This is a genomic window from Kribbella speibonae (assembly GCF_004331375.1).
GTDB lineage: Bacteria > Actinomycetota > Actinomycetes > Propionibacteriales > Kribbellaceae > Kribbella > Kribbella sindirgiensis.
This window is the reverse complement of record NZ_SJKC01000005.1, coordinates 55,713-78,310: the sequence shown is the minus strand read 5'-3', so window position 1 is coordinate 78,310 and position 22,598 is coordinate 55,713. Positions and strand designations below refer to the sequence as shown.

Annotated in this window: 18 protein-coding genes; 9 read left to right on the top strand and 9 right to left on the bottom strand. The window is 68.9% G+C overall.

The annotated features are described in order from the left end of the window. Positions 1 to 6: 6 nt before the first annotated feature. Both E0H92_RS31590 and E0H92_RS31585 read left to right on the top strand, forming a co-directional pair. Entirely contained in the window at positions 7 to 609 is a 603-nt protein-coding gene (locus E0H92_RS31590; protein WP_238152624.1) for an RNA polymerase sigma factor, read from the top strand. Then, complete coding sequence (locus E0H92_RS31585) at positions 606 to 1,472, top strand: hypothetical protein (protein ID WP_131498823.1); 867 nt, start codon at positions 606 to 608, stop codon at positions 1,470 to 1,472. Before E0H92_RS31590 ends, E0H92_RS31585 begins: the two co-directional genes overlap by 4 nt. An 8-nt stretch (positions 1,473 to 1,480) precedes the next feature. Here E0H92_RS31585 and E0H92_RS31580 read toward each other — a convergent pair whose 3' ends face one another. The 5 genes from E0H92_RS31580 to E0H92_RS31560 form a co-directional block, all read right to left on the bottom strand. Continuing rightward, positions 1,481 to 1,822: a hypothetical protein gene (locus E0H92_RS31580; protein ID WP_131461389.1), complete on the bottom strand. Its 342-nt coding sequence runs from the start codon at positions 1,820 to 1,822 to the stop codon at positions 1,481 to 1,483. 137 nt (positions 1,823 to 1,959) lie between these two features. Next, positions 1,960 to 3,705 (bottom strand): proteasome ATPase, encoded by a 1,746-nt coding sequence (gene arc, locus E0H92_RS31575; RefSeq protein WP_131296988.1) that lies wholly within the window; start codon positions 3,703 to 3,705, stop codon positions 1,960 to 1,962. Between the two features lie 100 nt (positions 3,706 to 3,805). After that, entirely contained in the window at positions 3,806 to 4,768 is a 963-nt protein-coding gene (locus E0H92_RS31570) for a tRNA (adenine-N1)-methyltransferase (protein ID WP_131461388.1), read from the bottom strand. 62 nt (positions 4,769 to 4,830) lie between these two features. Continuing rightward, positions 4,831 to 5,985: a M50 family metallopeptidase gene (locus tag E0H92_RS31565; protein WP_238152623.1), complete on the bottom strand. Its 1,155-nt coding sequence runs from the start codon at positions 5,983 to 5,985 to the stop codon at positions 4,831 to 4,833. A 35-nt stretch (positions 5,986 to 6,020) separates the two neighbouring features. Beyond that, positions 6,021 to 6,878, bottom strand: a complete 858-nt coding sequence (locus E0H92_RS31560; RefSeq protein ID WP_131498822.1) for an intradiol ring-cleavage dioxygenase — start codon at positions 6,876 to 6,878, stop codon at positions 6,021 to 6,023. 128 nt (positions 6,879 to 7,006) lie between these two features. On the opposite strand from E0H92_RS31560, the gene E0H92_RS31555 reads away from it, so the two are divergent. The 6 genes from E0H92_RS31555 to E0H92_RS31530 all read left to right on the top strand — a co-directional run bounded on the left by E0H92_RS31555 (position 7,007) and on the right by E0H92_RS31530 (position 14,072). Continuing rightward, positions 7,007 to 7,894: a RecB family exonuclease gene (locus tag E0H92_RS31555; RefSeq protein WP_131461386.1), complete on the top strand. Its 888-nt coding sequence runs from the start codon at positions 7,007 to 7,009 to the stop codon at positions 7,892 to 7,894. Positions 7,895 to 7,943: 49 nt separating this feature from the next. Next, complete coding sequence (locus E0H92_RS31550) at positions 7,944 to 8,708, top strand: ABC transporter ATP-binding protein (protein WP_131461385.1); 765 nt, start codon at positions 7,944 to 7,946, stop codon at positions 8,706 to 8,708. After that, positions 8,708 to 11,230 carry an ABC transporter permease gene (locus tag E0H92_RS31545; protein WP_131498821.1) on the top strand — a complete coding sequence of 841 codons (2,523 nt, stop codon included), beginning with the start codon at positions 8,708 to 8,710 and terminating at the stop codon, positions 11,228 to 11,230. Before E0H92_RS31550 ends, E0H92_RS31545 begins: the two co-directional genes overlap by 1 nt. Before the next feature lie 59 nt (positions 11,231 to 11,289). Beyond that, positions 11,290 to 12,042 carry an IclR family transcriptional regulator gene (locus E0H92_RS31540; protein WP_131461383.1) on the top strand — a complete coding sequence of 251 codons (753 nt, stop codon included), beginning with the start codon at positions 11,290 to 11,292 and terminating at the stop codon, positions 12,040 to 12,042. Between the two features lie 21 nt (positions 12,043 to 12,063). Then, positions 12,064 to 13,584 carry a glycerol kinase GlpK gene (gene glpK, locus E0H92_RS31535; RefSeq protein ID WP_131461382.1) on the top strand — a complete coding sequence of 507 codons (1,521 nt, stop codon included), beginning with the start codon at positions 12,064 to 12,066 and terminating at the stop codon, positions 13,582 to 13,584. Between the two features lie 119 nt (positions 13,585 to 13,703). Then, positions 13,704 to 14,072: a hypothetical protein gene (locus tag E0H92_RS31530; RefSeq protein WP_131461381.1), complete on the top strand. Its 369-nt coding sequence runs from the start codon at positions 13,704 to 13,706 to the stop codon at positions 14,070 to 14,072. 46 nt (positions 14,073 to 14,118) lie between these two features. Here E0H92_RS31530 and E0H92_RS31525 read toward each other — a convergent pair whose 3' ends face one another. The 4 genes from E0H92_RS31525 to E0H92_RS31510 all read right to left on the bottom strand — a co-directional run bounded on the left by E0H92_RS31525 (position 14,119) and on the right by E0H92_RS31510 (position 18,989). Continuing rightward, positions 14,119 to 15,831 (bottom strand): glycerol-3-phosphate dehydrogenase/oxidase, encoded by a 1,713-nt coding sequence (locus E0H92_RS31525; protein WP_131461380.1) that lies wholly within the window; start codon positions 15,829 to 15,831, stop codon positions 14,119 to 14,121. A 33-nt stretch (positions 15,832 to 15,864) separates the two neighbouring features. Continuing rightward, positions 15,865 to 17,382, bottom strand: a complete 1,518-nt coding sequence (gene glpK, locus E0H92_RS31520; protein ID WP_131498820.1) for a glycerol kinase GlpK — start codon at positions 17,380 to 17,382, stop codon at positions 15,865 to 15,867. Positions 17,383 to 17,409: 27 nt separating this feature from the next. After that, positions 17,410 to 18,243: an MIP/aquaporin family protein gene (locus E0H92_RS31515; protein WP_131461378.1), complete on the bottom strand. Its 834-nt coding sequence runs from the start codon at positions 18,241 to 18,243 to the stop codon at positions 17,410 to 17,412. A 134-nt stretch (positions 18,244 to 18,377) separates the two neighbouring features. After that, positions 18,378 to 18,989, bottom strand: coding sequence for a VOC family protein (locus E0H92_RS31510; protein ID WP_131498819.1), 612 nt, complete (start codon positions 18,987 to 18,989; stop codon positions 18,378 to 18,380). 11 nt (positions 18,990 to 19,000) lie between these two features. Here E0H92_RS31510 and E0H92_RS31505 point away from each other — a divergent pair, with 11 nt between their 5' ends. Then, positions 19,001 to 22,540, top strand: coding sequence for an NACHT domain-containing protein (locus E0H92_RS31505; RefSeq protein WP_131498818.1), 3,540 nt, complete (start codon positions 19,001 to 19,003; stop codon positions 22,538 to 22,540). Positions 22,541 to 22,598 lie beyond the last annotated feature (58 nt).

Here is a 22,598-nt window from a genome sequence, read left to right as displayed (position 1 = left end):
CCGTCGATGGCCACCGCATCCACAGGCGACGCTTCGGCGATCGACCGGGAACTCTGGGATCGGTTGCGCGTTGGGGACCACTTCGCGCTCGGCGAGCTCTTCGACCGGTACGCGGACGACGTACGGGCGTTCGCGTTCCGGCGTACCGCGTCCTGGAGCACCGCCGACGACGTGGTCCAGGCGACCTTCCTGAGCACCTGGCGGCGCTTCCAGCGCAACCCGCCGGGTCCGCTGACCGGTGCCAGCGCGCGCGGCTGGCTGCTGATCGTGGCCGGCAACGAGTGCCGGACGCTGGCCCGGGCGGCCAGCCGCTTGCGCGGGCTCGTCGATCGGCTGCCGGACCCGGCGCCCGACGACGACCATGCCCCCGACGTCGCCCGCCGCCTGGACGACGAGCGCCGGATGTCCGCGATCCGCCGGGCCGTCGCCAAACTGCCCCGGCACGAACGCGAGACGCTCGAGCTCGTCGTCTGGTCTGGACTCACCACAGCCGAAGCGGCCGAGGCCCTCGGCGTACCGGTCGGGACCGTCAAGGCCCGCCTGCACCGCACCCGTCGCCGTTTCCCCGACCTGCTGACCCGGGTCGCCCTCAACGAGGAGCTCTCATGAACACCCAGCTCGAGCCGCCGCGCGTTCCGCCGATGAGCGCTGCCGAGCGCTCCCGGATCCGCAACCAGCTGATGGACAAGACGCGACCCGCTCCGCAGCGCCCGGCACGGCACCGGATCGCCCCGGTGGTCGGCGTGGCAGCGGTCGCGGCCGTGGTCGCCGGCACGCTCGTCGTGACCCACCAGTCACCCAGTGACGTCGGAGCGGCCGGTACGTCGGTCGCACCCGAGGCCAAGGTCGGCGTCGACCTCGGTGCGGTGCCGCAGAGCGACCTGGCCAAGATCATCGCCGAATGCCAATTCCCGGGCGAGGGGGGTCCTGCTGAACTCCTCTGGAGCCGCCACGTCCGAGGAATCACGAAGGACAGCACAACGCTGGTGGCAGTGGCGCGGAACACCAAGATGGCCACCGCTCAGCCGAGCGGGAAACCCAGTGGTCGCAAGCCCGGGAAGGGAGGAGCACCCTCCACCGCCAAGCTCGGGTACCGGACCTGCATGGCACGCACACCACCGAGCGGCAAGCTCGGCGCCGTCGGAGCGGTCGCACGGCTCGAGGACCGGGCCTGGCAGACCCAGCCCACCGCAGAGCACGCTCTGGTGACGCTTGGCACCTCGGACGGAGACTTCACGAACAACCTGACCACGCTGCAGGCGTGGCGGATCTACCGGGCTCATCCGGACGTCGCGAAGATCGAGGCGCGGTACGTCCTGAACGGCAGGCCCGGACCGTGGACCAGCGGTGTGGTCGACGGCGGCTTCGCCTACATCGAGGTCCAGGCGAACGGGAAGTTCAAGGTCGGTCAGCGCCTGCCGACCGAGGTCCGCGCGTTCGACGCACAGGGCCGGCAGGTGCAGCTCGGCTAGCTGTACAGCTAGCGGCGGCGCGCGATGGTGCGGGCGAAGTTGATCGCGACCAGACCGGCCCAGCAGATCACCACGCCGAAGGGGCCGATCATGCCGGCCGCGATCGCGGTGATCGGGATCGCCGCGACGATCGACACGATCGCCAGCGCCAGCCCACCCGGGTCGGTCTCCCGGCTCGGGTGCCGCGGCCGCGGGGCAGGCTCGGGCAGCAGCCCGGCGCTGCGGTGCCGGTCCCGCGCGTCGAGCTTCTCCAGGAAGCTGTCGATGATCTCAGCCTCGTACTCCGGTCCCAGCTCCTGCCGCGCCGCCACCGCAGCCCGCAGGTCCTTCCGCACCTCGTCCGTCGCCATACCAGCACGGTAGGCCCGCGAAACCGCCGTACCAATCGGGGAAACCCCCCGATCGCACCGGGTGTTACACCTACCCCCCAACACGACGAACCGCCCCCGGACAGTGAGTCCAGGGGCGGTTCGTCGTACGGCGTCTGTTACAGGTACTGGCCGGTGTTCGTGGCCGTGTCGATGGAGCGGCCTGGTTCGGTGCCCTGTTTGCCGGAGATGAGTGTCCGGATGTAGACGATCCGCTCGCCCTTCTTGCCGGAGATCCGGGCCCAGTCGTCCGGGTTGGTGGTGTTCGGCAGGTCCTCGTTCTCCTTGAACTCGTCCACGCAGGCCTGGAGCAGGTGCTGCACCCGCAGGCCCTTCTGGTTCTCGTCCAGGAACGCCTTGATCGCCATCTTCTTCGCCCGGTCGACGATGTTCTGGATCATCGCGCCCGAGTTGAAGTCCTTGAAGTACAGGACCTCCTTGTCACCGTTGGCGTAGGTGACCTCCAGGAAGCGGTTCTCGTCGGCCTCGGTGTACATCCGCTCGACCGTGCGCTGGATCATCCCGTCCACGCAGCCCTGCCGGTCGCCGCCGAACTCGCCCAGGTCGTCGACGTGCAGCGGCAGGTTGGCGGTCAGGTACTTCGAGAAGATGTCCCGGGCCGCCTCGGCGTCGGGGCGCTCGATCTTGATCTTCACGTCCAGCCGGCCGGGCCGCAGGATCGCCGGGTCGATCATGTCCTCGCGGTTCGAGGCGCCGATGACCAGGACGTTCTCCAGCCCTTCCACACCGTCGATCTCGCTCAGCAGCTGCGGAACGATGGTGTTCTCCACGTCCGACGACACACCGGATCCGCGGGTACGGAACAGCGAGTCCATCTCGTCGAAGAACACGATCACCGGCATGCCCTCGGACGCCTTCTCCCGGGCCCGCTGGAAGACCAGGCGGATGTGCCGCTCGGTCTCACCGACGTACTTGTTCAGCAGCTCGGGGCCCTTGATGTTCAGGAAGAACGACTTCTGGCCCTCGGTCCCGGTGCGCTCGGCGACCTTCTTGGCCAGCGAGTTCGCCACCGCCTTCGCGATCAGCGTCTTGCCGCAGCCCGGCGGGCCGTAGAGCAGCACGCCCTTCGGCGGCTTCAGCTCGTGCTCGAGGAACAGGTCCTTGTGCAGGTACGGCAGCTCGACCGCGTCCCGGATCTGCTCGATCTGGCCGGACAGGCCACCGATCTGGGTGTAGTCGATGTCCGGGACCTCTTCGAGGATCAGCTCCTCGACCTCGGACTTCGGGATCTTCTCGTAGACGTAGCCGGAGCGGGCCTCGAGCAACAGCGAGTCACCGGCCCGCAGGGGTACGTCGAGCAGCGGCGAGGCGAGTCGCACCACGCGTTCCTCGTCGGCCTGCGCGATCACCAGCGCCCGCTCGCCGTCGGCGAGCAGCTCCTTCAGCATCACCACGTCGCCGACGACCTCGAAGTCACAGGCCTCGACCACGTTGAGTGCTTCGTTCAGCATCAGTTCCTGGCCGAGCTTGAGCGCGTCCAGATCCACCGACGGGCTCGCCGCGACCCGGAGTTTCCGGCCGCCGGTGAACACGTCGAGCGTGTCGTCTTCGTTCCGTCCGAGGAAGGTGCCGAATCCGGACGGCGGTTGCGCCAACCGGTCGACTTCCTCCTTCAGGGCGATGATCTTCTCTCGCGCCTCCCGCAGCGTGTCCGCCAGCCGCTCGTTCTGAGCGGTGACACTCGCCAAGGAGGCCTGGGTTTCGGACAGTCTGCTCTCGAGCGACCGGCTGTCCGCCGGGTGCTCGAGCAGCCGACGTCGCAACGCCGCGACTTCGGCTTCCAGGTACCGGACCTGGTTACGCAGTTCTGCCGCGGTAGGACTCTCGTCTCCAGCCACGATCATCACCTCACCATGTGGGGCTCGACCCTATGGACCTTACCCAGAAAACCTCGCCGGGCAAGCTGAATCCCATCACGTGTCGGTTGCGGATGGAGTCCGTTGCCTACGGCATGTCGCCGGAAGTTTCCACGGATACTTCGGACGACGGCACACCGGCTGCCTCAGGGCGGCGCGGACCGGCGTAGTCGTCGCCGTACGCGCCCGGTGCCGGACGGCGCTTCTTGCGGGGTGCCTGCACCCCGTGCGCCATCCTCCGGGCGGTGACCAGGAAGGCCGTGTGTCCTTGCATCCGGTGGCCCGGACGGACGGCGAGACCCTCTACATGCCAGTCTCGCACGAGAGACTCCCACGCGCGCGGCTCGGTGAACTCGCCGTGTGCCCTCAGCGTCTCCACAACGCGGCTCAGCTGCGTCGTGGTGGCCACATAGGCACAGAACACCCCGCCGGGTGAAAGTGCCTCAGCGACCACGTCAACGCATTCCCAGGGCGCGAGCATGTCGAGGATCACACGGTCGACGTCCTGCTCGTTCAGCTTCTCGACCAGGTCACCGACCTCGAGCCGCCAGGCCGGGTGCTCGGCGCCGAAGAAACCGGTCACGTTCTTGCGGGCGACCTCGGCGAAGTCCTCGCGGCGCTCGAACGAGATCACCTGGCCGTGGATCCCGACCGCCCGCAGCAGCGCGGTGGTCAGCGCACCGGAACCGGCGCCGGCCTCGACCACTTTCGCGCCCGGGAAGATGTCGGCCATCGTGACGATCTGCGCGGTGTCCTTCGGGTAGATCACCGCGGCGCCGCGCGGCATCGAGACCGAGTAGTCGGCCATCAGCGGCCGCAGCGCGAGGTACTCGACGTTGCCCTTGGACCGGATCGTGACCGCGTCCGGGCCGTCGATCAGGTCGTCGTGCTCGATCCCGCCCTTGGTCGTGTGGAAGGTCTTCCCACGCTCCAGCTTGACCGAGTGCCGGCGGCCCTTGGAGTCCTGCAGGGTGATCCACTCGCCCTCCTGCAGCGGTCCGTGATGGACGCCGGAGAACGCCTGGTCGGGAAAGTCGCGCAAGTCAGCCATAAGGCGCTCACCTTAACTTTCGGTCACCGCGAGCCTGTAATCAGGACGGCATCAGCGACTGGTCAGCGGCCGCGGAAAGCGCGTTCTACGTCGGAGGTCGCGAGCACGCCGTACACGCCGCCGTCGGCGTCGAGGACCAGGTACTCCGAGGCGGGGTGCTCGCGGAGTGTGGCGAGGATCTCCTCGCCGGTGTCGTTGACGCCGATGATGTGGCCCGCGCCGATCCGGGTGGAGACCTCGCTGACCGTGGTCCACGGGCGCTGGTTCGGGGCGACGGCGGCGACCGCGGTCTCGGACACCAGCGCGTGCGCCTTGCCGTCGCCGTCGATCACCACGACCGCCCCGGCGTGGGCCTCCCCCGCGAGCCGGACGGCCTCCGCGAGCGGCGTGCCGGAATGTACGGCGATGGCTCGGCGGGCCATCGTGCGGACCTGGAGGGCGGGCAGCTTGCGCCGCAGCCGGGCCTGCATCAGGGACGCGGTCGAGCCGGACCAGAGGAAGAAGCCGACGAGCAGCGCGATCAGGAAGTCGACCATCGACGGCTGCCGGCCCCAGATCTCCTCGAGCAGCACCGGGAGCGCCAGCACCGCCATCGCGAGGATCCGTCCGGCCCACGCGGCCGCGATCGTGCCGGTGTGCATGTTGCCGGTGAGTTTCCAGACGATCGCCCGGAGCACCCAGCCGCCGTCCAGCGGCAGGCCGGGCAGCAGGTTCGTGACGCCGACGATCAGGTTCGCCACGCCGAGTTCCCAGAGAGCGACGTACCCGACGCCCTCGTCGAAGGCGCGGGACCCGAGGTACGCGAGGCCGCCGACGATCAGGGACGCGATCGGGCCGACGACCGAGACCGCGAACTCCTCGAGCGGCGACTTCCGCTCCCCCTCGATGTGCGTGCCGGCCGCGAAGAACCCGAGGTTGATCTCCGAGACCCCGATGCCGAACCGCATCGCCATCAGCGCGTGCGCCAGCTCGTGGATCAGGATCGACACCGTGAACGCGACCACGAACGCGAACGCGGCGACGTACCGCCAGCCGCCGAGCTCGGGGAACTGCTGCCCGATGATGGCCGCGAAGCCGATCGCGAGCAGCATCGCCACCGGCAGCCAGGTGAACCGCATGGTCAGCCGGATGCCGCGGACACGCCCCAGCACCCACGTTCCGGGCGGTGGTGGACCGGCCGGCTGGGCGGGGTTCTGAGGGTCACGCGAGTCTGGCATCACACCAACGCTATCTGGCCGGTGTTAACTCGCTGCTACACACCCACCGTCAGCGTGGCGACGTACCCGCCGGAGACGTCCCCGGTGACGGTCGCGAGCTGGTGTACGCCGTCGTCGTCGCCGAACACGTTGTCGTTCTCCAGCGACGTCTGGCTGAGGTTCTGCGCACTGCCGTCGTACCCGTCGGTGGCGTAGACCGTGCTGCAGACGTCCTTCGGGAGCGCGAGCTGCGACGTACGGGTGATCTGACCGGCATTGGTGGCCTCGGCGGTGCTGGCGTAGACCTCGAAGTGGATGTGCGGCCAGCGGCCCATGTACGCGGCCGGGAAGATCGTGGTGAAGGTGACCTTACCGGAGCCGTCTGCGGCCTGGACGCCGCGCAGGTAGTTCTCGTTCGTCACACCGTCGGAGTACAGCGAGTACCGGCCCTGGGCGTCGCAGTGCCAGAGGTAAACGGCGGCGCCTTCGAGGGCCTTGTCCTGGTCGGCGTCGACGACGGTCAGCTCGACGGTCAGTGGTACGCCGGCGGCGACGCCGGACGCGGAGCCGAACGACTTGGTGATGTCGCTGCGGACGATGCCGGACTGGGTCAGGACGTTGGGCCCGTTCGAGCCGTCGCCCGGGTACGGTCCGCCGGTCTCCTGCGGGATCTCGTCCACGTCCAGGGACGCGTCGGTCGTCGCGGTCGACGTACTCGTACTGGTTGACGGCGTCGCACTTGTCGCGGTGGTGCTGGGGGTGCTCGTCGTCGTGCTGTCGTCCGCCGAGCAGCCGGCGACGGCGGCCAGGCCGGCGGCCGTGAACAGGCCGAGGAAGCGGCGGCGGTGCAGGGTCGCGAGGTCGTACTCGAGACCACGGTCATGGTTCGGCGGAGGCTGTGTCGGTGGCGTCATGGAACGAGCATGACAACGCGTCCCGACTGCCTGCCGTGAGTCTGCTGGGAGTTTGCTGTGAAGCGGTTTTCCACAGGCTCGGGGTGGGGTGCGGGCGAACTGTCGGTGGTTGTGCCTAGGGTCTGGGCATGAGCGTTGCAGCTGCTGCCGATCCGCACGTGCATCCGCGCGGGGCGTTGTCGCCGTCCCGGGCCGCGGATTTCATGAGCTGCCCGCTGAAGTACCGGTTCCGGGTCGTCGACCGGCTGCCGGAGAAGCCGTCGGCGGCCGCGGTGCGCGGGACCGTCGTGCACGCGGTGCTGGAGCGGCTGTTCGACCTGCCGCGCGGCGAGCGGACGCTGGAGCAGGCGGCGCAGATGCTCGAGCCGCAGTGGCAGCGACTGCTGGAGGAGGAGCCGGAGGTCGCGGAGCTGTTCGCGGAGGACGCGGACGGCGAGGAGCTGGCGAAGTGGCTGGCCGAGGCGCACCAGCTGCTCGGCAAGTACTTCGCGCTCGAAGACCCGAACGCATTGGAGCCCGCCGAGCGGGAGCTGTACGTCGAGACCGCGCTGGAATCCGGTCTGGTGCTGCGGGGGTACGTCGACCGTCTCGACGTGGCGCCGACCGGGGAGATCCGGGTGGTCGACTACAAGACCGGTCGCTCGCCTTCGGAGTTCTTCGAGGCCAAGGCGCTGTTCCAGATGAAGTTCTACGCGCTGGTGCTGTGGAAGCTGCGCGGCGTGGTGCCGGCGATGCTGCAACTGGTCTACCTCGGCAACGGCGAGATCGTCCGCTACGTCCCCGACGAGGCCGACCTGCGCGCCTGCGAACGCAAGGTCTCCGCGCTGTGGGTCGCGATCACCCGAGCCCTCGACTCCGGCGACTGGCGCCCCAGCAAGGGCCCGCTCTGCGAATGGTGCGACCACAAGGCCATCTGCCCGGCCTGGGGCGGCACACCCCCGCCGCTCCCCACCCGCTCGGTGGAGGAGGTCGCCGCCGAGTCGGCAGGCATAGACCTGATCACAGTCGACGGTTAGTCCCGCCCTCGCCCCGGCGGAGGAACCCTGGGTGGATACGGTTCGTCGCATGAGTGTGGGCGATGTGGCGGTGCGAGCGACCGGCGTCTGGAAGCGGTACGGCGGTGGTCTCACGCAGGTGGACGCGCTGGCCGGGGTGAGCGCGGACTTCGGAAAAGGCCGGTTCACCGCGATCATGGGCCCCTCGGGCTCCGGCAAGTCGACGCTGCTGCACTGTCTCGCGGGGCTGGACAAGCCATCCGAGGGCAAGGTGTTCCTCGGTGACGTCGACCTGACCACGCTGCCGGAGAAGCAGCTCACGCACCTGCGCCGCGACCGGATCGGCTTCGTGTTCCAGGCGTTCAACCTGGTCCCGACGCTGTCCGCGCTGGAGAACATCACGCTCCCCCTCGACCTGGCCGGCCGCAAACCCGACCAGGACTGGCTGACCACGGTCGTCGACACGATCGGCCTGATGGACCGCCTCCGCCACAAGCCGTCCGAGCTGTCCGGCGGCCAGCAGCAGCGGGTCGCCTGCGCCCGCGCGCTGGTCTCCCGCCCGGACGTGGTGTTCGCCGACGAGCCGACCGGCAACCTCGACTCGCGATCCTCGGGTGACGTCCTCGAGTTCCTGCATCGCTCGGTCCGGGAGTTCAACCAGACCGTGGTGATGGTCACCCACGACCCGACGGCCGCGTCGTACGCCGATCGCGTCCTGTTCCTGGCCGACGGGCAGCTGCGGTCCGAGCTGGTCGACCCGACCGCGGAGTCCGTCCTCGACGCCATGAAGCAGCTGGAGAGCCGGCACGACACCGCGGACGAGCTGGCCGGCTGATGTTCAAGCTCGGCCTCCGTTCGGTGCTCGCGCACCGGCTCCGCTTCGTGCTGTGCACGCTCGCCGTCACTCTCGGCGTCGCGTTCGCCGGCGGCGCGATGGTCTTCACCGACAGCTTGTCCTCGGCGCTGAAGAAGAACTTCGCGGTCAGTACGGCGGATGTCACGGTCACGCCGGCGTCCCCGATCGAGACCGGCACGGACCGTCCCGCGACGTTCCAGATCGATCTCGTCGACCGCATCGCCGCCGTACCCGGAGTCGCTGCCGCCGTCCCGCAGCTCATGGTCGGCAACGTGCAGATCCTCGGTCCGGACGGCAAGCCGCTGGAGAACTACGGTCTGACGTCCTTCGGCGCCGCCTGGCCGCGGGACCCCGGGGCGGCGCCGTTCAAGCTCGTCGACGGTACGGCGCCCTGGGGCGGCGGCCAGCTCGCCCTCGACGAGTCGACCGCGAGCCGCGCCGGGTACCACGTCGGCGACCAGGTTCGGATCGTCACGCCGACCCGAGCCGTCACCGCGACGCTCACCGCGACCACGACCCCCGCACAGGCCGGCGCCGCGGCCGGCGCACCGCTGGTCAGCTTCGACGGGGCGACCGCACAGCTCCTGCTGCTCGGCAAGCCCGGCTGGACCTCGATCACCGTCGCGCTCAAGCCGGACTCCGACCCGAACGTGGTCAGCAAGGCGATCGCGGACACCATCGGCGACTCGGTCAAGGTCCGCACCGCGCAGCAGGTCACCACCGACGGCGAACACGACCTCGACAACACCTTCGGCGGATTCGGCACCGTGCTGCTGCTGTTCGCCGGGCTCGCGCTATTCGTCGGCGGGTTCCTGATCGTCAACACGTTCGCGATGGTCGTCGCGCAACGGTCCCGGGAGCTCGCGATGCTCCGCGCGATCGGCGCGTCCCGCGGCCAGATCACCCGCACGGTGCTCGCCGAGAGCGTCGTCATCGGCTTCGTCGGAGCGACGCTCGGACTGCTGGTCGGGATCGCCGTGGCCTCCGCGATCCGGTTCGGCTACGAGCTGCTCGACCTGCGGATCCCGACCGCGTCACTGCAGGTCACACCGACCACGATCATCGCGTGCTACGTGATCGGTATCGGCGTGACGGTCGCCGCCGCGGCCCCCGCCGCCCGCCGGGCCGGGAAGCTCCCACCGGTCGCGGCGATGCGCGACGACGTCCACGTCCCGGAACGCTCACTGCTCGTCCGGGTGCTGATCGGCGCCTTCATGCTGCTGATGGCCGTCCTCTTCTTCGGCATCGGCGTGGGAGCCGGCGGACTCCCCGGCACCGTCTTGATCACGCTCGGCACCGGCACCGCCGTGCTCGCGATCGTGATGCTCAACCCGATCATCAGCCGGTACGTCGTCCGCGCGCTGATGTACCCGTTCGGCCGCAAGGCGCCGGTCACCCTCGGCCGCCGCAACGCCGAGCGGAACCCACGCCGTACGTCGGCGACCGCGTCCGCGCTGATGATCTCCGTCGGGCTGATCAGCGGCCTGCTGGTGATCGGCGCCTCGGTGAAGGCGTCGATCGACAAGAGCCTCGTCGACGCGCTGGGCACGGCCGAGATCCTCGTCACGAACGACGGCACGCCCGGCTTCGGCGCCGAGGTCGGCGACCGGACCGCGAAGGTCCCGGGCGTCCAGGCCGTGCAGCGGGTCCGGCAGCAGTCCGGTGAGGTCGGCCGGACGAACGTCCAGGTCACCGGCGTCAGCGACGGCACGCTGGCCGGGCCTGTGACGACTACCTTCGACGCGGGCTCCGCCGCGGCGCTGGACGCCGGCCAGGCGATCCTCCCCCGCAACCTCGCCAAGACCCTGAAGCTCACCGTCGGCAAGCCGTTCGACCTGAAGACCACGAACGGCACCCACCGCCTGACCGTCGGCGCGATCCTCGCCCCGAACCGGCAACTGAACGCGATCGTCGTGTCACTCCCGACGTACGGGACCCTCGGCGGGTCGCCGAGCGACAACCTGCTGTACGTCGAAGTTGCCGAGGGCAACCAGGTGGCCCAGGTCCGGACCGCGATCCTGGACCAGCTGCGCAAGGACTACCCCACGATCGAGGTCCGCGACCAGGAGGCGTACGCCGCGGTCGCGCGGGAGCCGGTGAACGGCGTCCTGATCGCGGTCGGGTTCCTGCTCGCGATGGCGATCCTGATCGCGCTGCTCGGCATCGTGAACACACTCGCGCTCGGCGTGGTCGAGCGGACCCGGGAGATCGGGCTGCTGCGCGCGATCGGGATGGACCGGCCGCAGCTCAGCCGGATGCTCCGGGTCGAGTCGATCGCGATCACCCTGCTCGGCGCGTTCCTCGGCCTGGCGATCGGCGTCACCTTCGCCGCCGCGGTGCAGTCGGCGATGGTGGACGACGGGCTCGCGGTCCGCGACATCCCGGTGCTGCAGCTGGTGATCGCGGTCGTGCTCGCGATCGTGTTCGGCGTACTGGCCGCGGTCTGGCCGTCACGTCGCGCAGCGCGACTCGACGTACTGCAGGCCATCGCGTCAGAGTGATCGTTCGGCGTGACGCGTGAGGTGGAGCCAGACCAGTGATTCACAGGTAGCCTGCCGGTGTGCCGGGGACCGTGCAGTCGATCGAACGGGCCGCGGCGGTGCTGCGACTGCTCGCCGCCGCGCCTGACGGGCTGGGGGTCGCCGACCTCGGCAACGCGCTCGGCCTGGCGAAGACGACCGTGCACGGGATCCTCCGGACGCTGCACCAGGTCGGCTTCGTCGAACAGGACCGCAGCGGTGCGCACTACCACCTGAGCGACGCGTTCGGGCGGCTCGGCGAGAGCTATCTCGACCCGAACGAACTGCGCAGCCGCGCGATCAACTGGGCCGACTCGCTCGCCTCCCGCAGCGGCGAGGTGGTCCGCGTCGGCCGGCTCGTCGAGGGCAAGGTGGAGGTTGTGCACCACGTGTTCCGGCCCGACGACAGCGACCAGGACCTCGACGTCGGTACGACGCTGCCGCCGCACGCGACCGCCCTCGGCAAGGCCGTCCTGGCCTACGACACCAGCGCCCGGCCGCGGAACCTGGAGGCGTACACGACCCGGACGATCATCGACCCGGTGAAGCTGGGCGAGGAGCTCGCGACGGTGCGATCCCGCGGGTGGGCGACCGAGTTCGAGGAGCACACGGTCGAGCTCGGGAGTATCGCGGCGCCGATCCGGGGACTCGGCGGGCTGGTCGTCGGCGCGGTCGGACTGGCCGGCCGGATCGAGCGCATCTGCGACAGCCGCCTGCGGCATCGCGCCGACCTGGTCACCATGGTCCGCGCCACCGCCGACGCCATCGCCCGCGACCTCCGGGACGACACGTGACGCTGATCAGGGGGTGGGGGGATGGCTGAGCAGTATGTGGCCGCGGTGGATCAGGGGACGAACTCGAGCCGGTGCATTCTGTTCGATCGGCGCGGGCGGCTGGTGTCGGTGGCGCAGCGCGAGCACCGGCAGCTGTTCCCGCGGCCGGGCTGGGTCGAGCACGACGCCGAGGAGATCTGGCGGAACGTGGCCCGGGTGGTGCCGGCCGCGATCCGGCAGATCGGCGCCGCGCCGTCGCAGGTCGTTGCCATCGGCATCACCAATCAGCGCGAGACGAGCCTGCTGTGGGACCGGCGGACCGGACGCCCGATCGGGCACGCGGTGGTCTGGCAGGACACCCGGACCGACCGGCTCGTCACGGAGCTGGCCGGAGACGAAGGTGCGGACCGGTTCGCGGACCTCTGCGGTCTGCCGCTGACGACGTACTTCTCGGCGCCGCGGATCAAGTGGATGCTCGACCACACGCCCGGCCTGCGGCAGCGCGCCGAGCGCGGCGAGATCCTGTTCGGGACGATGGAGACCTGGCTGATCTGGAACTTCACCGGCGGCCCGAACGGTCAGGCGCGGCACGTCACCGACGTCACCAACGCCAGCCGGACGATGCTGATGAACATCGAGACGCTGGACTGGGACGACGAGCTGCTCGAGGCGTTCGACGTACCGCGGGCGATCCTGCCCGAGATCCGCCCGTCGTCCGGGGTGTTCGCGACCGCGACCGAAGTACTTCCGGGAGTCCGGATCGGCGCGGCGCTCGGCGACCAGCAGGCGGCGCTGTTCGGGCAGACGTGCTTCAGCGCGGGCGAGGCGAAGTGCACGTACGGCACGGGTTCGTTCCTGCTGCTGCACACCGGGCAGGAGATCGTCCGGTCAAAGCACGGGATGCTCACGACCGTCGCGTACCAGATCGGCGACCAGCCGGCGTCGTACGCGCTCGAGGGCTCGATGGCGGTCACCGGGTCGCTCGTGCAGTGGTTCCGCGACGGGCTCGGGATGATCCACACCGCGGCCGAGATCGAGACCCTGGCACGGACGGTCGAGGACAACGGCGGCGCGTACATCGTGCCCGCGTTCTCCGGGCTGTTCGCGCCGCACTGGCGCAGCGAGGCGCGCGGCGTGATCGCGGGGCTGACCGGCTACATCACCAAGGGACATCTGGCTCGCGCCGTCCTCGAGGCCACCGGATTCCAGACGCTCGAGGTGGTCGACGCGATGAACGCCGACTCCGGGATCGCGCTGACCGCGTTGAAGGTGGACGGCGGGATGACGGCCAACAACCTGCTGATGCAGTTCCTCGCCGACCTGCTGGACGTCCGCGTGGTCCGGCCGATGGTGACGGAGACAGTCTCGCTCGGAGCGGCGTACGCCGCCGGGCTGGCGGTCGGGTACTGGCCGGACCTGGAAGGCCTGCGCAGCAACTGGCACCGCGCCGGCCAGTGGATGCCACACATGGACCCGGCCCGCCGCGCCACCGAGTACGCGAACTGGCAAGCCGCCGTCCAGCGCACCTTCAACTGGATCCGTCCCGAGGATCAAGAGCTGTAGCAACCCTTTCGGGCAGGGGCGAAGAGCGGCAGTCGTGATGTGCCTGTCAAACGCTTGATACATCGCCTGCTTAGCGTCCTGACGTCACAAGCACGATCGACTCGGGAGGAGAAAGTTTCATGTCTTCAGCTCGCAAGGTTCTCGCCGCGGTAGCTCTTGGGGTGTCGGCGCTGGCGGTCGCGCCGCTCACCGCGAACGCGCAGACGCTGCACGTCACCCACATCACCTGCCACGAGCAGGAGGACAACACCGGCGCCGACGACATCTACCTGACGGTCGACGGCGGCACCGTCATGGAGTCGATCCAGTTCGTCAAGGGGGACAGCAAGGACATCTCGGGCGTCGGCATCGAGCAAGGCAAGGTGCTCGTCATGCGTGAAGGCGACTTCCCGGACGAGGACGACAACCTCGGCCAGAAGGCGATCACCGGCCCCGGCACGTACGAGTTCACCGACGACGGCGCGCACTACACCGTGACCGTCGGCTAGCAGTTCGGGGAGGGCTGTCCGGGACAGCCCTCCCCACCCCTCCGGGCTAGGCCGGGGAGACGATGTCCGGCGCTTCCAGGCGGACCTTGTCGGCCGACTCGTCGTCGGGCTGGTCTTGCGAATCGCGTTCGGACTGCACGCGCCGGGTGTAGAACGAGACCTCGCGGTCGATGGTCGCCTCGTCCCAGCCGAGGATCGGCGCGACCAGCCGGGCGGCCGCCTCCGCGGCGCCGACGCCGCGGTCCCAGGCCTCGATCGAGATCCGGGTGCGCCGGGCGAGGATGTCGTCGAGATGCCGGGCGCCCTCGGCCAGCGCGGCGTACACGATCTCGGCCTTCAGATAATCCTGCGTACCGGGCAGCTGCTCACCCAGCGACGGGTCGTCGGCGACGAGCTCGAGGACCTCGTCGACCAGCGCGCCGTACCGGTTCAGCAGGTGCTCGATCCGCGCGACGTGCAGGCCGGAGCGCTGCGCGATCAGGTGCCGCTGGTTCCACAGCGCCTGGTAGCCGTCCGCGCCGACCAGCGGGATGTTCTTCGTGACACTGCGCGGCACCCGCCCGTCGAGCGCGTCCGCGGCCGCGTCGATCGCGTCCTTGGCCATCACCCGGTACGTCGTGTACTTGCCCCCGGCAACCACGACGAGACCCGGCGCCGCGTGCGCGACGACATGTTCGCGGGACAGTTTCGACGTACTCTCCGACTCACCGGCGAGCAGCGGCCGCAGACCGGCGTACACGCCCTCGACGTCCTCTCGGGTGAGCGGGGTCGTGAGGACGGCGTTGACGTGGTCGAGCAGGTACTCGATGTCCTTGCTCGTCGCGGCCGGGTGCGCCTTGTCCAGGTGCCAGTCGGTGTCCGTGGTGCCGATCAGCCAGTGCCGGCCCCACGGGATGATGAACAGCACGGACTTCTCGGTCCGCAGGATCATCCCGGTGCTGGACTGGATCCGGTCCTTCGGGACGACGAGGTGGATGCCCTTCGACGCGCGGACGTGGTACTGCCCGCGCTCCCCCACCATCGCCTGCGTGTCGTCGGTCCAGACACCGGTCGCGTTCACGACCTGCTTGGCGCGGACCTCGAACTCGCGCCCGCTCTCCAGGTCCTTCGCCTGGACGCCGGTGACCCGCTCGCCCTGCCGAAGGAACCCGGTCACCTTCACCCGGTTGGCGACGAGAGCGCCGTACGACGCCGCGGTCCGGGCGAGCTCCATCGTGTGCCGCGCGTCGTCGACCTGCGCGTCGTAGTACTGCAGCGCGCCGACCAGTGCGGACTTCTTCAGCGACGGTACGAGCCGCATCGCGCCGCGCCGGGTCAGGTGCCGGTGGATGGGCAGCCCGGCACCGAGGCCGGAGCTGACCGCCATACCGTCGTACAGCGCGACGCCGGCGCCGGCGTAGAACCGCTCCCACCAGCGGTGCTGCAGCGGGTACAGGAACGGCACCGGCTTCACCAGGTGCGGTGCCAGGCGTTGCAGGAGCAGACCGCGCTCCTGCAGCGCCTCGTGCACCAGCCGGAAGTCGAGCATCTCCAGGTAGCGCAGGCCACCGTGGATCAGCTTGCTGGACCTGCTGGAGGTGCCGCTCGCGAAGTCGCGGGCCTCCAGCAGTCCGGTGGTCAGGCCGCGGGTGGCGGCATCGAGCGCCGCGCCGGTGCCGACCACCCCGCCACCGACCACCAGGACGTCCAGTTCACGTCCGTCGGCCAGCGCGTCGATCGCGTCGGCCCTTGCTTGCGGTGACAGAGCCACTACAGCCACTGTGTTTCCTCCGAACTCGTTGTTACCTGAAAATCAGTCGACGTCGACCCAGTCCAGGGTGCGCTGCACGGCCTTCTGCCAGCCGGCGTACCCCTTCTCGCGCTGCTCGTCGTTCCACCGCGGCTCCCACCGCTTGTCCTCGTTCCAGTTCGCGACCAGTTCGTCCTTGGTCTTCCAGAACCCGACCGCGAGGCCGGCCGCGTACGCCGCACCGAGCGCCGTGGTCTCCGCGACGACCGGCTTGCTCACCGGTACCCCGAGGATGTCGGCCTGCATCTGCATGGCCAGCTCGTTGGCCGTCACACCGCCGTCGACCTTGAGGACGTCGAGCGTCACACCCGAGTCCTTCTCCATCGCGTCCGTGACGTCCTTGCTCTGGTAGCAGATCGCTTCCAGTGTTGCGCGCGCCAGGTGAGCGTTGGTGTTGAACCGGGACAGACCGACGATCGCGCCGCGGGCGTCGGAGCGCCAGTACGGCGCGAAGAGGCCGGAGAACGCGGGCACGAAGTACACGCCGCCGTTGTCGTCGACCTGCTTGGCCAGCGTCTCGATCTCCGCCGCACCGGAGATGATGCCGAGCTGGTCCCGCAGCCACTGCACCGCGGAGCCGGTGACCGCGATCGAGCCCTCCAGCGCGTACACCGGGGCCTCGTCGCCGAACTTGTAGCACATCGTGCTGAGCAGGCCGGCCTTCGAACGGACCAGTTCGGTGCCGGTGTTCAGCAGCATGAAGTTGCCGGTGCCGTAGGTGTTCTTCGCTTCACCAGGGTTGAAGCACACCTGACCGACCGTCGCCGCCTGCTGGTCACCCAGATCGCCGGTCAGCGGGACGACGCCGCCCAGCGGGCCGTTCGCGAGCGTCTCGCCGTACATGTTCGGGTCCGAGGACGGGCGGATCTCCGGGAGCATCGAGCGCGGGATGTTGAAGAAGCTGATCAACTCGTCGTCCCAGTCGAGGGTCTCGAGGTTCATCAGCATCGTGCGGCTGGCGTTCGTGACGTCGGTGATGTGGACGCCGCCGTTCACGCCGCCGGTCAGGTTCCACAGCAGCCAGGTGTCGGTGTTGCCGAACACGGCGTCACCGGCCTCGGCGGCCGCCCGGACGCCGTCGACGTTCTCGAGGATCCACTGCACCTTGCCGGCCGAGAAGTACGTCGCCGGCGGCAGCCCGGCCTTCTGCCGGATGACGTCGCCCTTGCCCTCGCGTTCGAGCGCGGAGGCGATCCGGTCGGTCCGGGTGTCCTGCCAGACGATCGCGTTGTAGTACGGCCGGCCGGTCTTGCGGTTCCAGACCACGGCCGTCTCGCGCTGGTTGGTGATCCCGAGCGCCGCCAGGTCGCTCGCCTGCAGGCCCTTCGCGCCCAGCGCGGTCTGGATCACCGAGCTGGTCCGCTCCCAGATCTCGACCGGGTTGTGCTCGACCCAGCCGGCCTGCGGCAGGATCTGCTCGTGCTCCAGCTGGTGCTTGCCCACCTCGTTGCCGGAGTGGTCGAAGATCATGAAGCGGGTGCTCGTGGTGCCCTGGTCGACGGCACCGACGAAGTCAGCCATGGAAAGTCCTCTCCTCACACGTTTGTGTCATGCCGCCTTCTCCTCGGGGATCCGGCCGGGTTCTTCTTCCTCGTCCGCGATCGGCAGGTTGCGGCCGACCAGCAGGTCGTACAGGAACGCGCCGACCAGTGCGCCGAGGATCGGTGCCACGATCGGCACCCAGAAATAGAGATCCCCGAACTGGTCTTTGAGTGCTCCTCCGTATCCCGTGATCAGCGAGGCCACCCGGGGCCCGAAGTCACGGGCCGGGTTGATCGCGTACCCGGCGTTGGTGCCCCACGCCATCCCGATGCCGACCACCAGCAGGCCGACGAGCAGCGGCGCCATGTTGGCCGCGGGTGAGGTGTTGCGCAGGTCGGTGATCGCCAGGATGACGAACATCAGGATCGCCGTACCGATGATCTGGTCCCGGAAGCCGCCCCACATGCCCACGCCGAGATCCAGGCTGCCGTTGCCGGGCAGGGTGGAGAAGATGCCCTGGGTCTTGATCGTGTGGCCGGGATCGACCTTGCCGATCGCCTCGGTGTAGTTCCAGCGCACCACGAGCGCCGCCAGGAACGCCCCGAGGAACTGCGCCACCGAGTACGGCAGCACCTTCCGCCAGCTGAACCCGCGGAACGCCGCCAGCGCGATCGTCACCGCCGGGTTCAGGTGCGCGCCGGTCATCCGGCCCGCGGTGTAGATGCCCAGGGTCACGCCGAGACCCCACGCCCACGAGATCGAGTCGTGGTTCCCGATCCCGCCCGCCACCACCTGCGCCACCACGCCGACGCCGAACAGGATCAGGATGAACGTGCCCGCCAGTTCCGCCGAACACTCCCCCAGAAGGGTCTTCGCTTTGACCGCTTCGGTCGTAGCCATACCGAACCTCCCTTCCCCGCCGTGACGACCACGGCTGGCTGGAATCTAGGAGCGATCGCGAGGCGGCACAACGCCCATCGTTCGACATTGTCGAACGCGGCCCACCCGACTTCCGGCTGCGACACCCAGTCAACTCATCGCAGCGAGTACGTACCTCCCGGCCCTGCCACCGTGGCCCGCAATCCCGGCTCCCCCGCGGCCACCCGCAGATCGGCGTGCAGAGCCTCGAGTACGGCGTTGACCTCGTCGGGCCGTGGATGTGTCGCTCCGAAGTCGACCAGCTCCACGGACGGCAACCCCGACCCGGCCGGATGGCTGCTCGTCCCCCAGTCGATGAGGAACGGCACGATCCCGTCGTACGGCGCCTGGTAGATCGAGGTCAGCCGCCATCTCAGCAACTCCCCCGCCGCCGTCCTCCGGCTCATCGGCTCGATCGCCCCGAGCTCCACCCCCGCTTCCCGCGCCGCAGCCACCCCGGCCGCGATATCCACCGGCCGAACTGCCCAAGTCACCAGCCGCGACCCCCGAAGCCCCTCGATCCCGAACGGCATCGCCGTTCCGACCGGCCGCTCCAGATCCGGCCCGATGATCTCCAGGTACGCCGTAGGCCCGAACGCGACGAGGTAGTTCCGAGTCCCAAGACCCTCATGCCGACCACCCTCCGCCGGCTCGACGCCAGTCGCGACGGCAAACTCCCGCACACTCCGCCCGAGATCGTCAGTGGCCAGAACCAGATGATCCAACATGCCCCGACCTTATGACTTCCGACGTACGTCGGCTCGCCCGCGATCGCACCGTGGTCGACGACGATAGGTTGTTCTTCCGCGTCCGATCCTCCGAGGAGCTTCCGCCTGTGGCTCTGTCGCCGTACACCTTCCGCGGTGCGCTGTCCGTCCTCGACATCGACGACCGGCACCGGTCCGCGCTCGAGAAGTTCTTCGGTACGGCGATCTTCGCCGGCGCCGGCGTAGCGACCATCGCGGGCGGACCGGCCGCCGGGGCCGCGTGGTTGGCACTCGTGGATCCGAAGAACGAAGCGGTGAGTCTGCTGGATGCCGTCGTGACCAAGGTGTCGAAGAGGCTCCGCGGCACGAAGGACACGAACCCACTCGACCTCGTTGTGGCCGCGCACACCATCACGGCTGTCTCGTCGTTCTTCGACGCACTGCCCCAGATCATTGGACCGAGGTACCGCGAACTCGGCCTCACCGACCAGGAGCGGCGCCGGCTGCTCGCCGTACCTGGAACATCCCCCGACGACCTGTTCGACGTAGCCGTGCCGGTCTCGTCGCCGGAGCTCGGGCTTGAGGAGAACCTCGACCGCAACTTGCAGCCGTACTACGAGCGGCTCGGACGACGGTGTCTTGACTTCTTCACCGGCCTCGAGGCCTGGAGCCAGCTCAAGCCCGTGCCGTCGGCCGGGCTGCTGGACGCGATCGTCAAACGGGCGGCGTCGCTGTACCGAAGCCGGATGCTGGAGCTCAGCACGTCCGCGCCGTTCAGTCTGTGGGTGACGCTGAACGAGTTCTCCGGAACCCGCGAGCTGATCCGCGCGCAGGCCGACGTACATGCAGCGGCTCTCGGCGAGCTGCGGACGATGCTCATGATGGTGATGCCGGGCCGCCCCGCACCGCGCAACAGCTACCGCGAAAAGCTGGCTCTCGCAGCTCGTGAGATCCTCGACGAGCCGCTGCTCCGGTCCCGGACCCAGTCCGTCGCCTCACCCACTGTCCGAGACGGGTTCGTCGAGCCGTCATTCCACTACGCAGTCGCGGACGACCGGTCCCGGCCTGCGGACGAGGACTGGTGGTCGGACCAGCCGGAGCACTCGTCGCTGGTCGAGTACCTCGCGAGCTACCTCGCGAGTCCCGAAGGTGCCCGGCGCCCGTTGCTCCTGCTCGGCCATCCCGGCGCCGGCAAGTCGTTACTCACGGAGGTGCTGGCGGCACAGCTCCCGGAGAACGCGTTCGCGGTCATCCGCGTACCGCTCCGATCAGTCAATCCTGACGATGACCTGACCCTTCAGATCAACAAGGAGCTTCAGCGAACGCTGCAACGGCCGAACGCCGACCTCGACGAGCTGCGCCAGGAGTGTGGCGCATGCGAGCTCTGCGATGACGCGAGCGTCTGCCCACACCGGTGCCATCTCGTCGTCCTGCTCGACGGCTTCGACGAACTTGTCCAGGCCACTGGCGTGACCCAGTCGGCGTACCTGTCGAAGGTCGGAGACTTCCAGAAGCGCGCCAGAACCCTGGGTACGCCGACCTCCGTCATCGTCACGTCCCGAACCGTCGTCGCCGACCGCGCCGAGATCGCCCCGGACACCCCGATGATCAAGCTGCGCGAGTTCGACCGAGGCCGGATCGAGAGCTGGCTCGCGGCGTGGAACACAGCACACAGCGGGATCGCCGGCTTCGCACCACTCGAGATCGACGAGATGACGGCGACGGACGAGATCAAGCAGCTGACGTGTCAGCCGTTGCTCCTGCTGATGCTGGCGGTATACCTCGTGGAACTCGGTACCAATCAGCTAGGCGCCGACCTCACCCGGAGCGCGCTGTACCAACGGATCATGGACCGCTTCATCAGCCGCCAGATCATCGAGAAGACCGCACCAGATGCTTCGGAGTCCGAGCAGAAGCTGCTGCAGCGTCAGCAACGCCGCCAACTCCAGTACGCCGCCATCGGAATGTTCAACCGCGGGCGCCAGCACATCACGGATACCGAACTGAACGCAGACCTGGCCGCCCTCGAACCACCCGCCGCCATAAGGGCCGGCGTCCAGCCCCTCACCGCCGCGGACCGCGTCCTCGGCGAGTTCATGTTCGTCCACAACGCCCGCGCGGACCGGGAGCAGCGCGGCGCCTACGAGTTCCTGCACGCCACCTTCGGCGAATTCCTGGTCGCCGAACTCGTCGTACAGCTGCTCGTCCAACTCACCCGGCACCGCGAACTGGAGGCCGATCTGCCGCACTCGGGCGGCCTGGACGACGAACTGCTTCGCCGGCTCCTCAGCCACCAGCCGCTGAGCGCCCGCTATCCGATCCTGATCTTCGTCGCCGAGCTCACCGAACGACTCGCCGACGACAACCACGACGCCTTCCAAGCCACTATCAGCCACCTCCTCCAACGCGAACTGACCCGCCCGGACACCGGCGACCAGCTCTACACACCGCTCCCCTACGACCCGATCCGCCGCCGAGCCTGCTACACCGCCAACCTCACTCTGCTCCGACTCGTGGCCGCCGACGATGTGGTCCCGGTGCCGGCGGTGGTCGGCGGCACCGACACCGCCGACCGCTGGACCCGGACGGTTCGGCTCTGGCGCGCAGGGCTCGACCGGTCGTCGTGGATCACACTCATGAACACGGTGACGCTCGAACCGACCGATGGCCCGGTCATCCTGGCGGAAGCTGAGCTCTCAGCCGGGATCACCACCACGTTCGATCCAGTGCTCAAAGAAGCTGAGCTGCTCGGGGACGTCATGCACCAGGCCGTGCTCACGGTCGGTTCCCGCGCTACCCATGCCAGCGACCTGGATTGGTGGCTGCCGACGGACGTGGTCGCGCTGGGTGAGATCGCGAACATCTACTTCTACGGCATCGGCGTGCCCCAGTTCGATCGCCTGCTGCCGTACGACGGCGTCGCGTTCGACGAGCTGCTGGACAAGGTCTCCTCGGCGACGGCGATCACCTCCAGTGTCAAGCGGGCGATCCTGCTCCTGCTCACCCGGACCGCTCCGCGGCTGTCGTTCGAATATGTCCGGGAGTCGCTCGCTGTCATCCTGCCGAGGCTCGAAGCCGGACATGAGATCGAGATCGCGGCGGTGGTCGGCTCCCATCCCGCCTTGCTGGCGACGATGCCCGAACTGCGCGATTATTTGTACGCCGCCGAACCGGCCCGCTCGACCACGGTCGTCGCCGTGCTGTGGCGCGCCGAGACGTCCGCGACCGCCGAGGACCGGGACCGGTTGAGTGTCCTTCGGCTCGAGATCGACCGCTACGCCGCGCAGTCGATGCCGATCACCTGCAGCGACGACTTCGCCCCCGAATTCATCACCTATCTGCGGGTCGCGGGGCCGGATCACTGGAACCTCCAGCCGGACGTTCCGCAGATGTTCGACGCACTGCCTGGCGATTATCTGGACAGAATCGCACCGGAGGATGCGCTCTACGTTGCGGAGACCTGGCCCGACAGCAGCGCCGAATTCGTCCTGAAGTACCTGCTCAGCCGGGCGGTCTTCGTGCAGCCGGACGGCGATCGGATCGCCGCGCTGCGTGGTCTCGCGGGAAGCTGAGTAGCCGCTGAGAGGGTCGGGGTGGGGCATGCCAACCAATTCGGGTGGGTGGGCGTCT

What these genes read in the sequence shown, in the direction of transcription:
- E0H92_RS31590 (WP_238152624.1), top strand. Translation starts at nt 7, where the DNA reads ATGGCCACCGCATCCACAGGCGACGCTTCGGCGATCGACCGGGAACTC.
- E0H92_RS31585 (WP_131498823.1), top strand. Translation starts at nt 606, where the DNA reads ATGAACACCCAGCTCGAGCCGCCGCGCGTTCCGCCGATGAGCGCTGCC.
- E0H92_RS31580 (WP_131461389.1), bottom strand. Translation starts at nt 1,822, where the DNA reads ATGGCGACGGACGAGGTGCGGAAGGACCTGCGGGCTGCGGTGGCGGCG.
- arc (WP_131296988.1), bottom strand. Translation starts at nt 3,705, where the DNA reads ATGATCGTGGCTGGAGACGAGAGTCCTACCGCGGCAGAACTGCGTAAC.
- E0H92_RS31570 (WP_131461388.1), bottom strand. Translation starts at nt 4,768, where the DNA reads ATGGCTGACTTGCGCGACTTTCCCGACCAGGCGTTCTCCGGCGTCCAT.
- E0H92_RS31565 (WP_238152623.1), bottom strand. Translation starts at nt 5,985, where the DNA reads ATGCCAGACTCGCGTGACCCTCAGAACCCCGCCCAGCCGGCCGGTCCA.
- E0H92_RS31560 (WP_131498822.1), bottom strand. Translation starts at nt 6,878, where the DNA reads ATGACGCCACCGACACAGCCTCCGCCGAACCATGACCGTGGTCTCGAG.
- E0H92_RS31555 (WP_131461386.1), top strand. Translation starts at nt 7,007, where the DNA reads ATGAGCGTTGCAGCTGCTGCCGATCCGCACGTGCATCCGCGCGGGGCG.
- E0H92_RS31550 (WP_131461385.1), top strand. Translation starts at nt 7,944, where the DNA reads ATGAGTGTGGGCGATGTGGCGGTGCGAGCGACCGGCGTCTGGAAGCGG.
- E0H92_RS31545 (WP_131498821.1), top strand. Translation starts at nt 8,708, where the DNA reads ATGTTCAAGCTCGGCCTCCGTTCGGTGCTCGCGCACCGGCTCCGCTTC.
- glpK (WP_131461382.1), top strand. Translation starts at nt 12,064, where the DNA reads ATGGCTGAGCAGTATGTGGCCGCGGTGGATCAGGGGACGAACTCGAGC.
- E0H92_RS31530 (WP_131461381.1), top strand. Translation starts at nt 13,704, where the DNA reads ATGTCTTCAGCTCGCAAGGTTCTCGCCGCGGTAGCTCTTGGGGTGTCG.
- glpK (WP_131498820.1), bottom strand. Translation starts at nt 17,382, where the DNA reads ATGGCTGACTTCGTCGGTGCCGTCGACCAGGGCACCACGAGCACCCGC.
- E0H92_RS31515 (WP_131461378.1), bottom strand. Translation starts at nt 18,243, where the DNA reads ATGGCTACGACCGAAGCGGTCAAAGCGAAGACCCTTCTGGGGGAGTGT.
- E0H92_RS31510 (WP_131498819.1), bottom strand. Translation starts at nt 18,989, where the DNA reads ATGTTGGATCATCTGGTTCTGGCCACTGACGATCTCGGGCGGAGTGTG.
- E0H92_RS31505 (WP_131498818.1), top strand. Translation starts at nt 19,001, where the DNA reads ATGACTTCCGACGTACGTCGGCTCGCCCGCGATCGCACCGTGGTCGAC.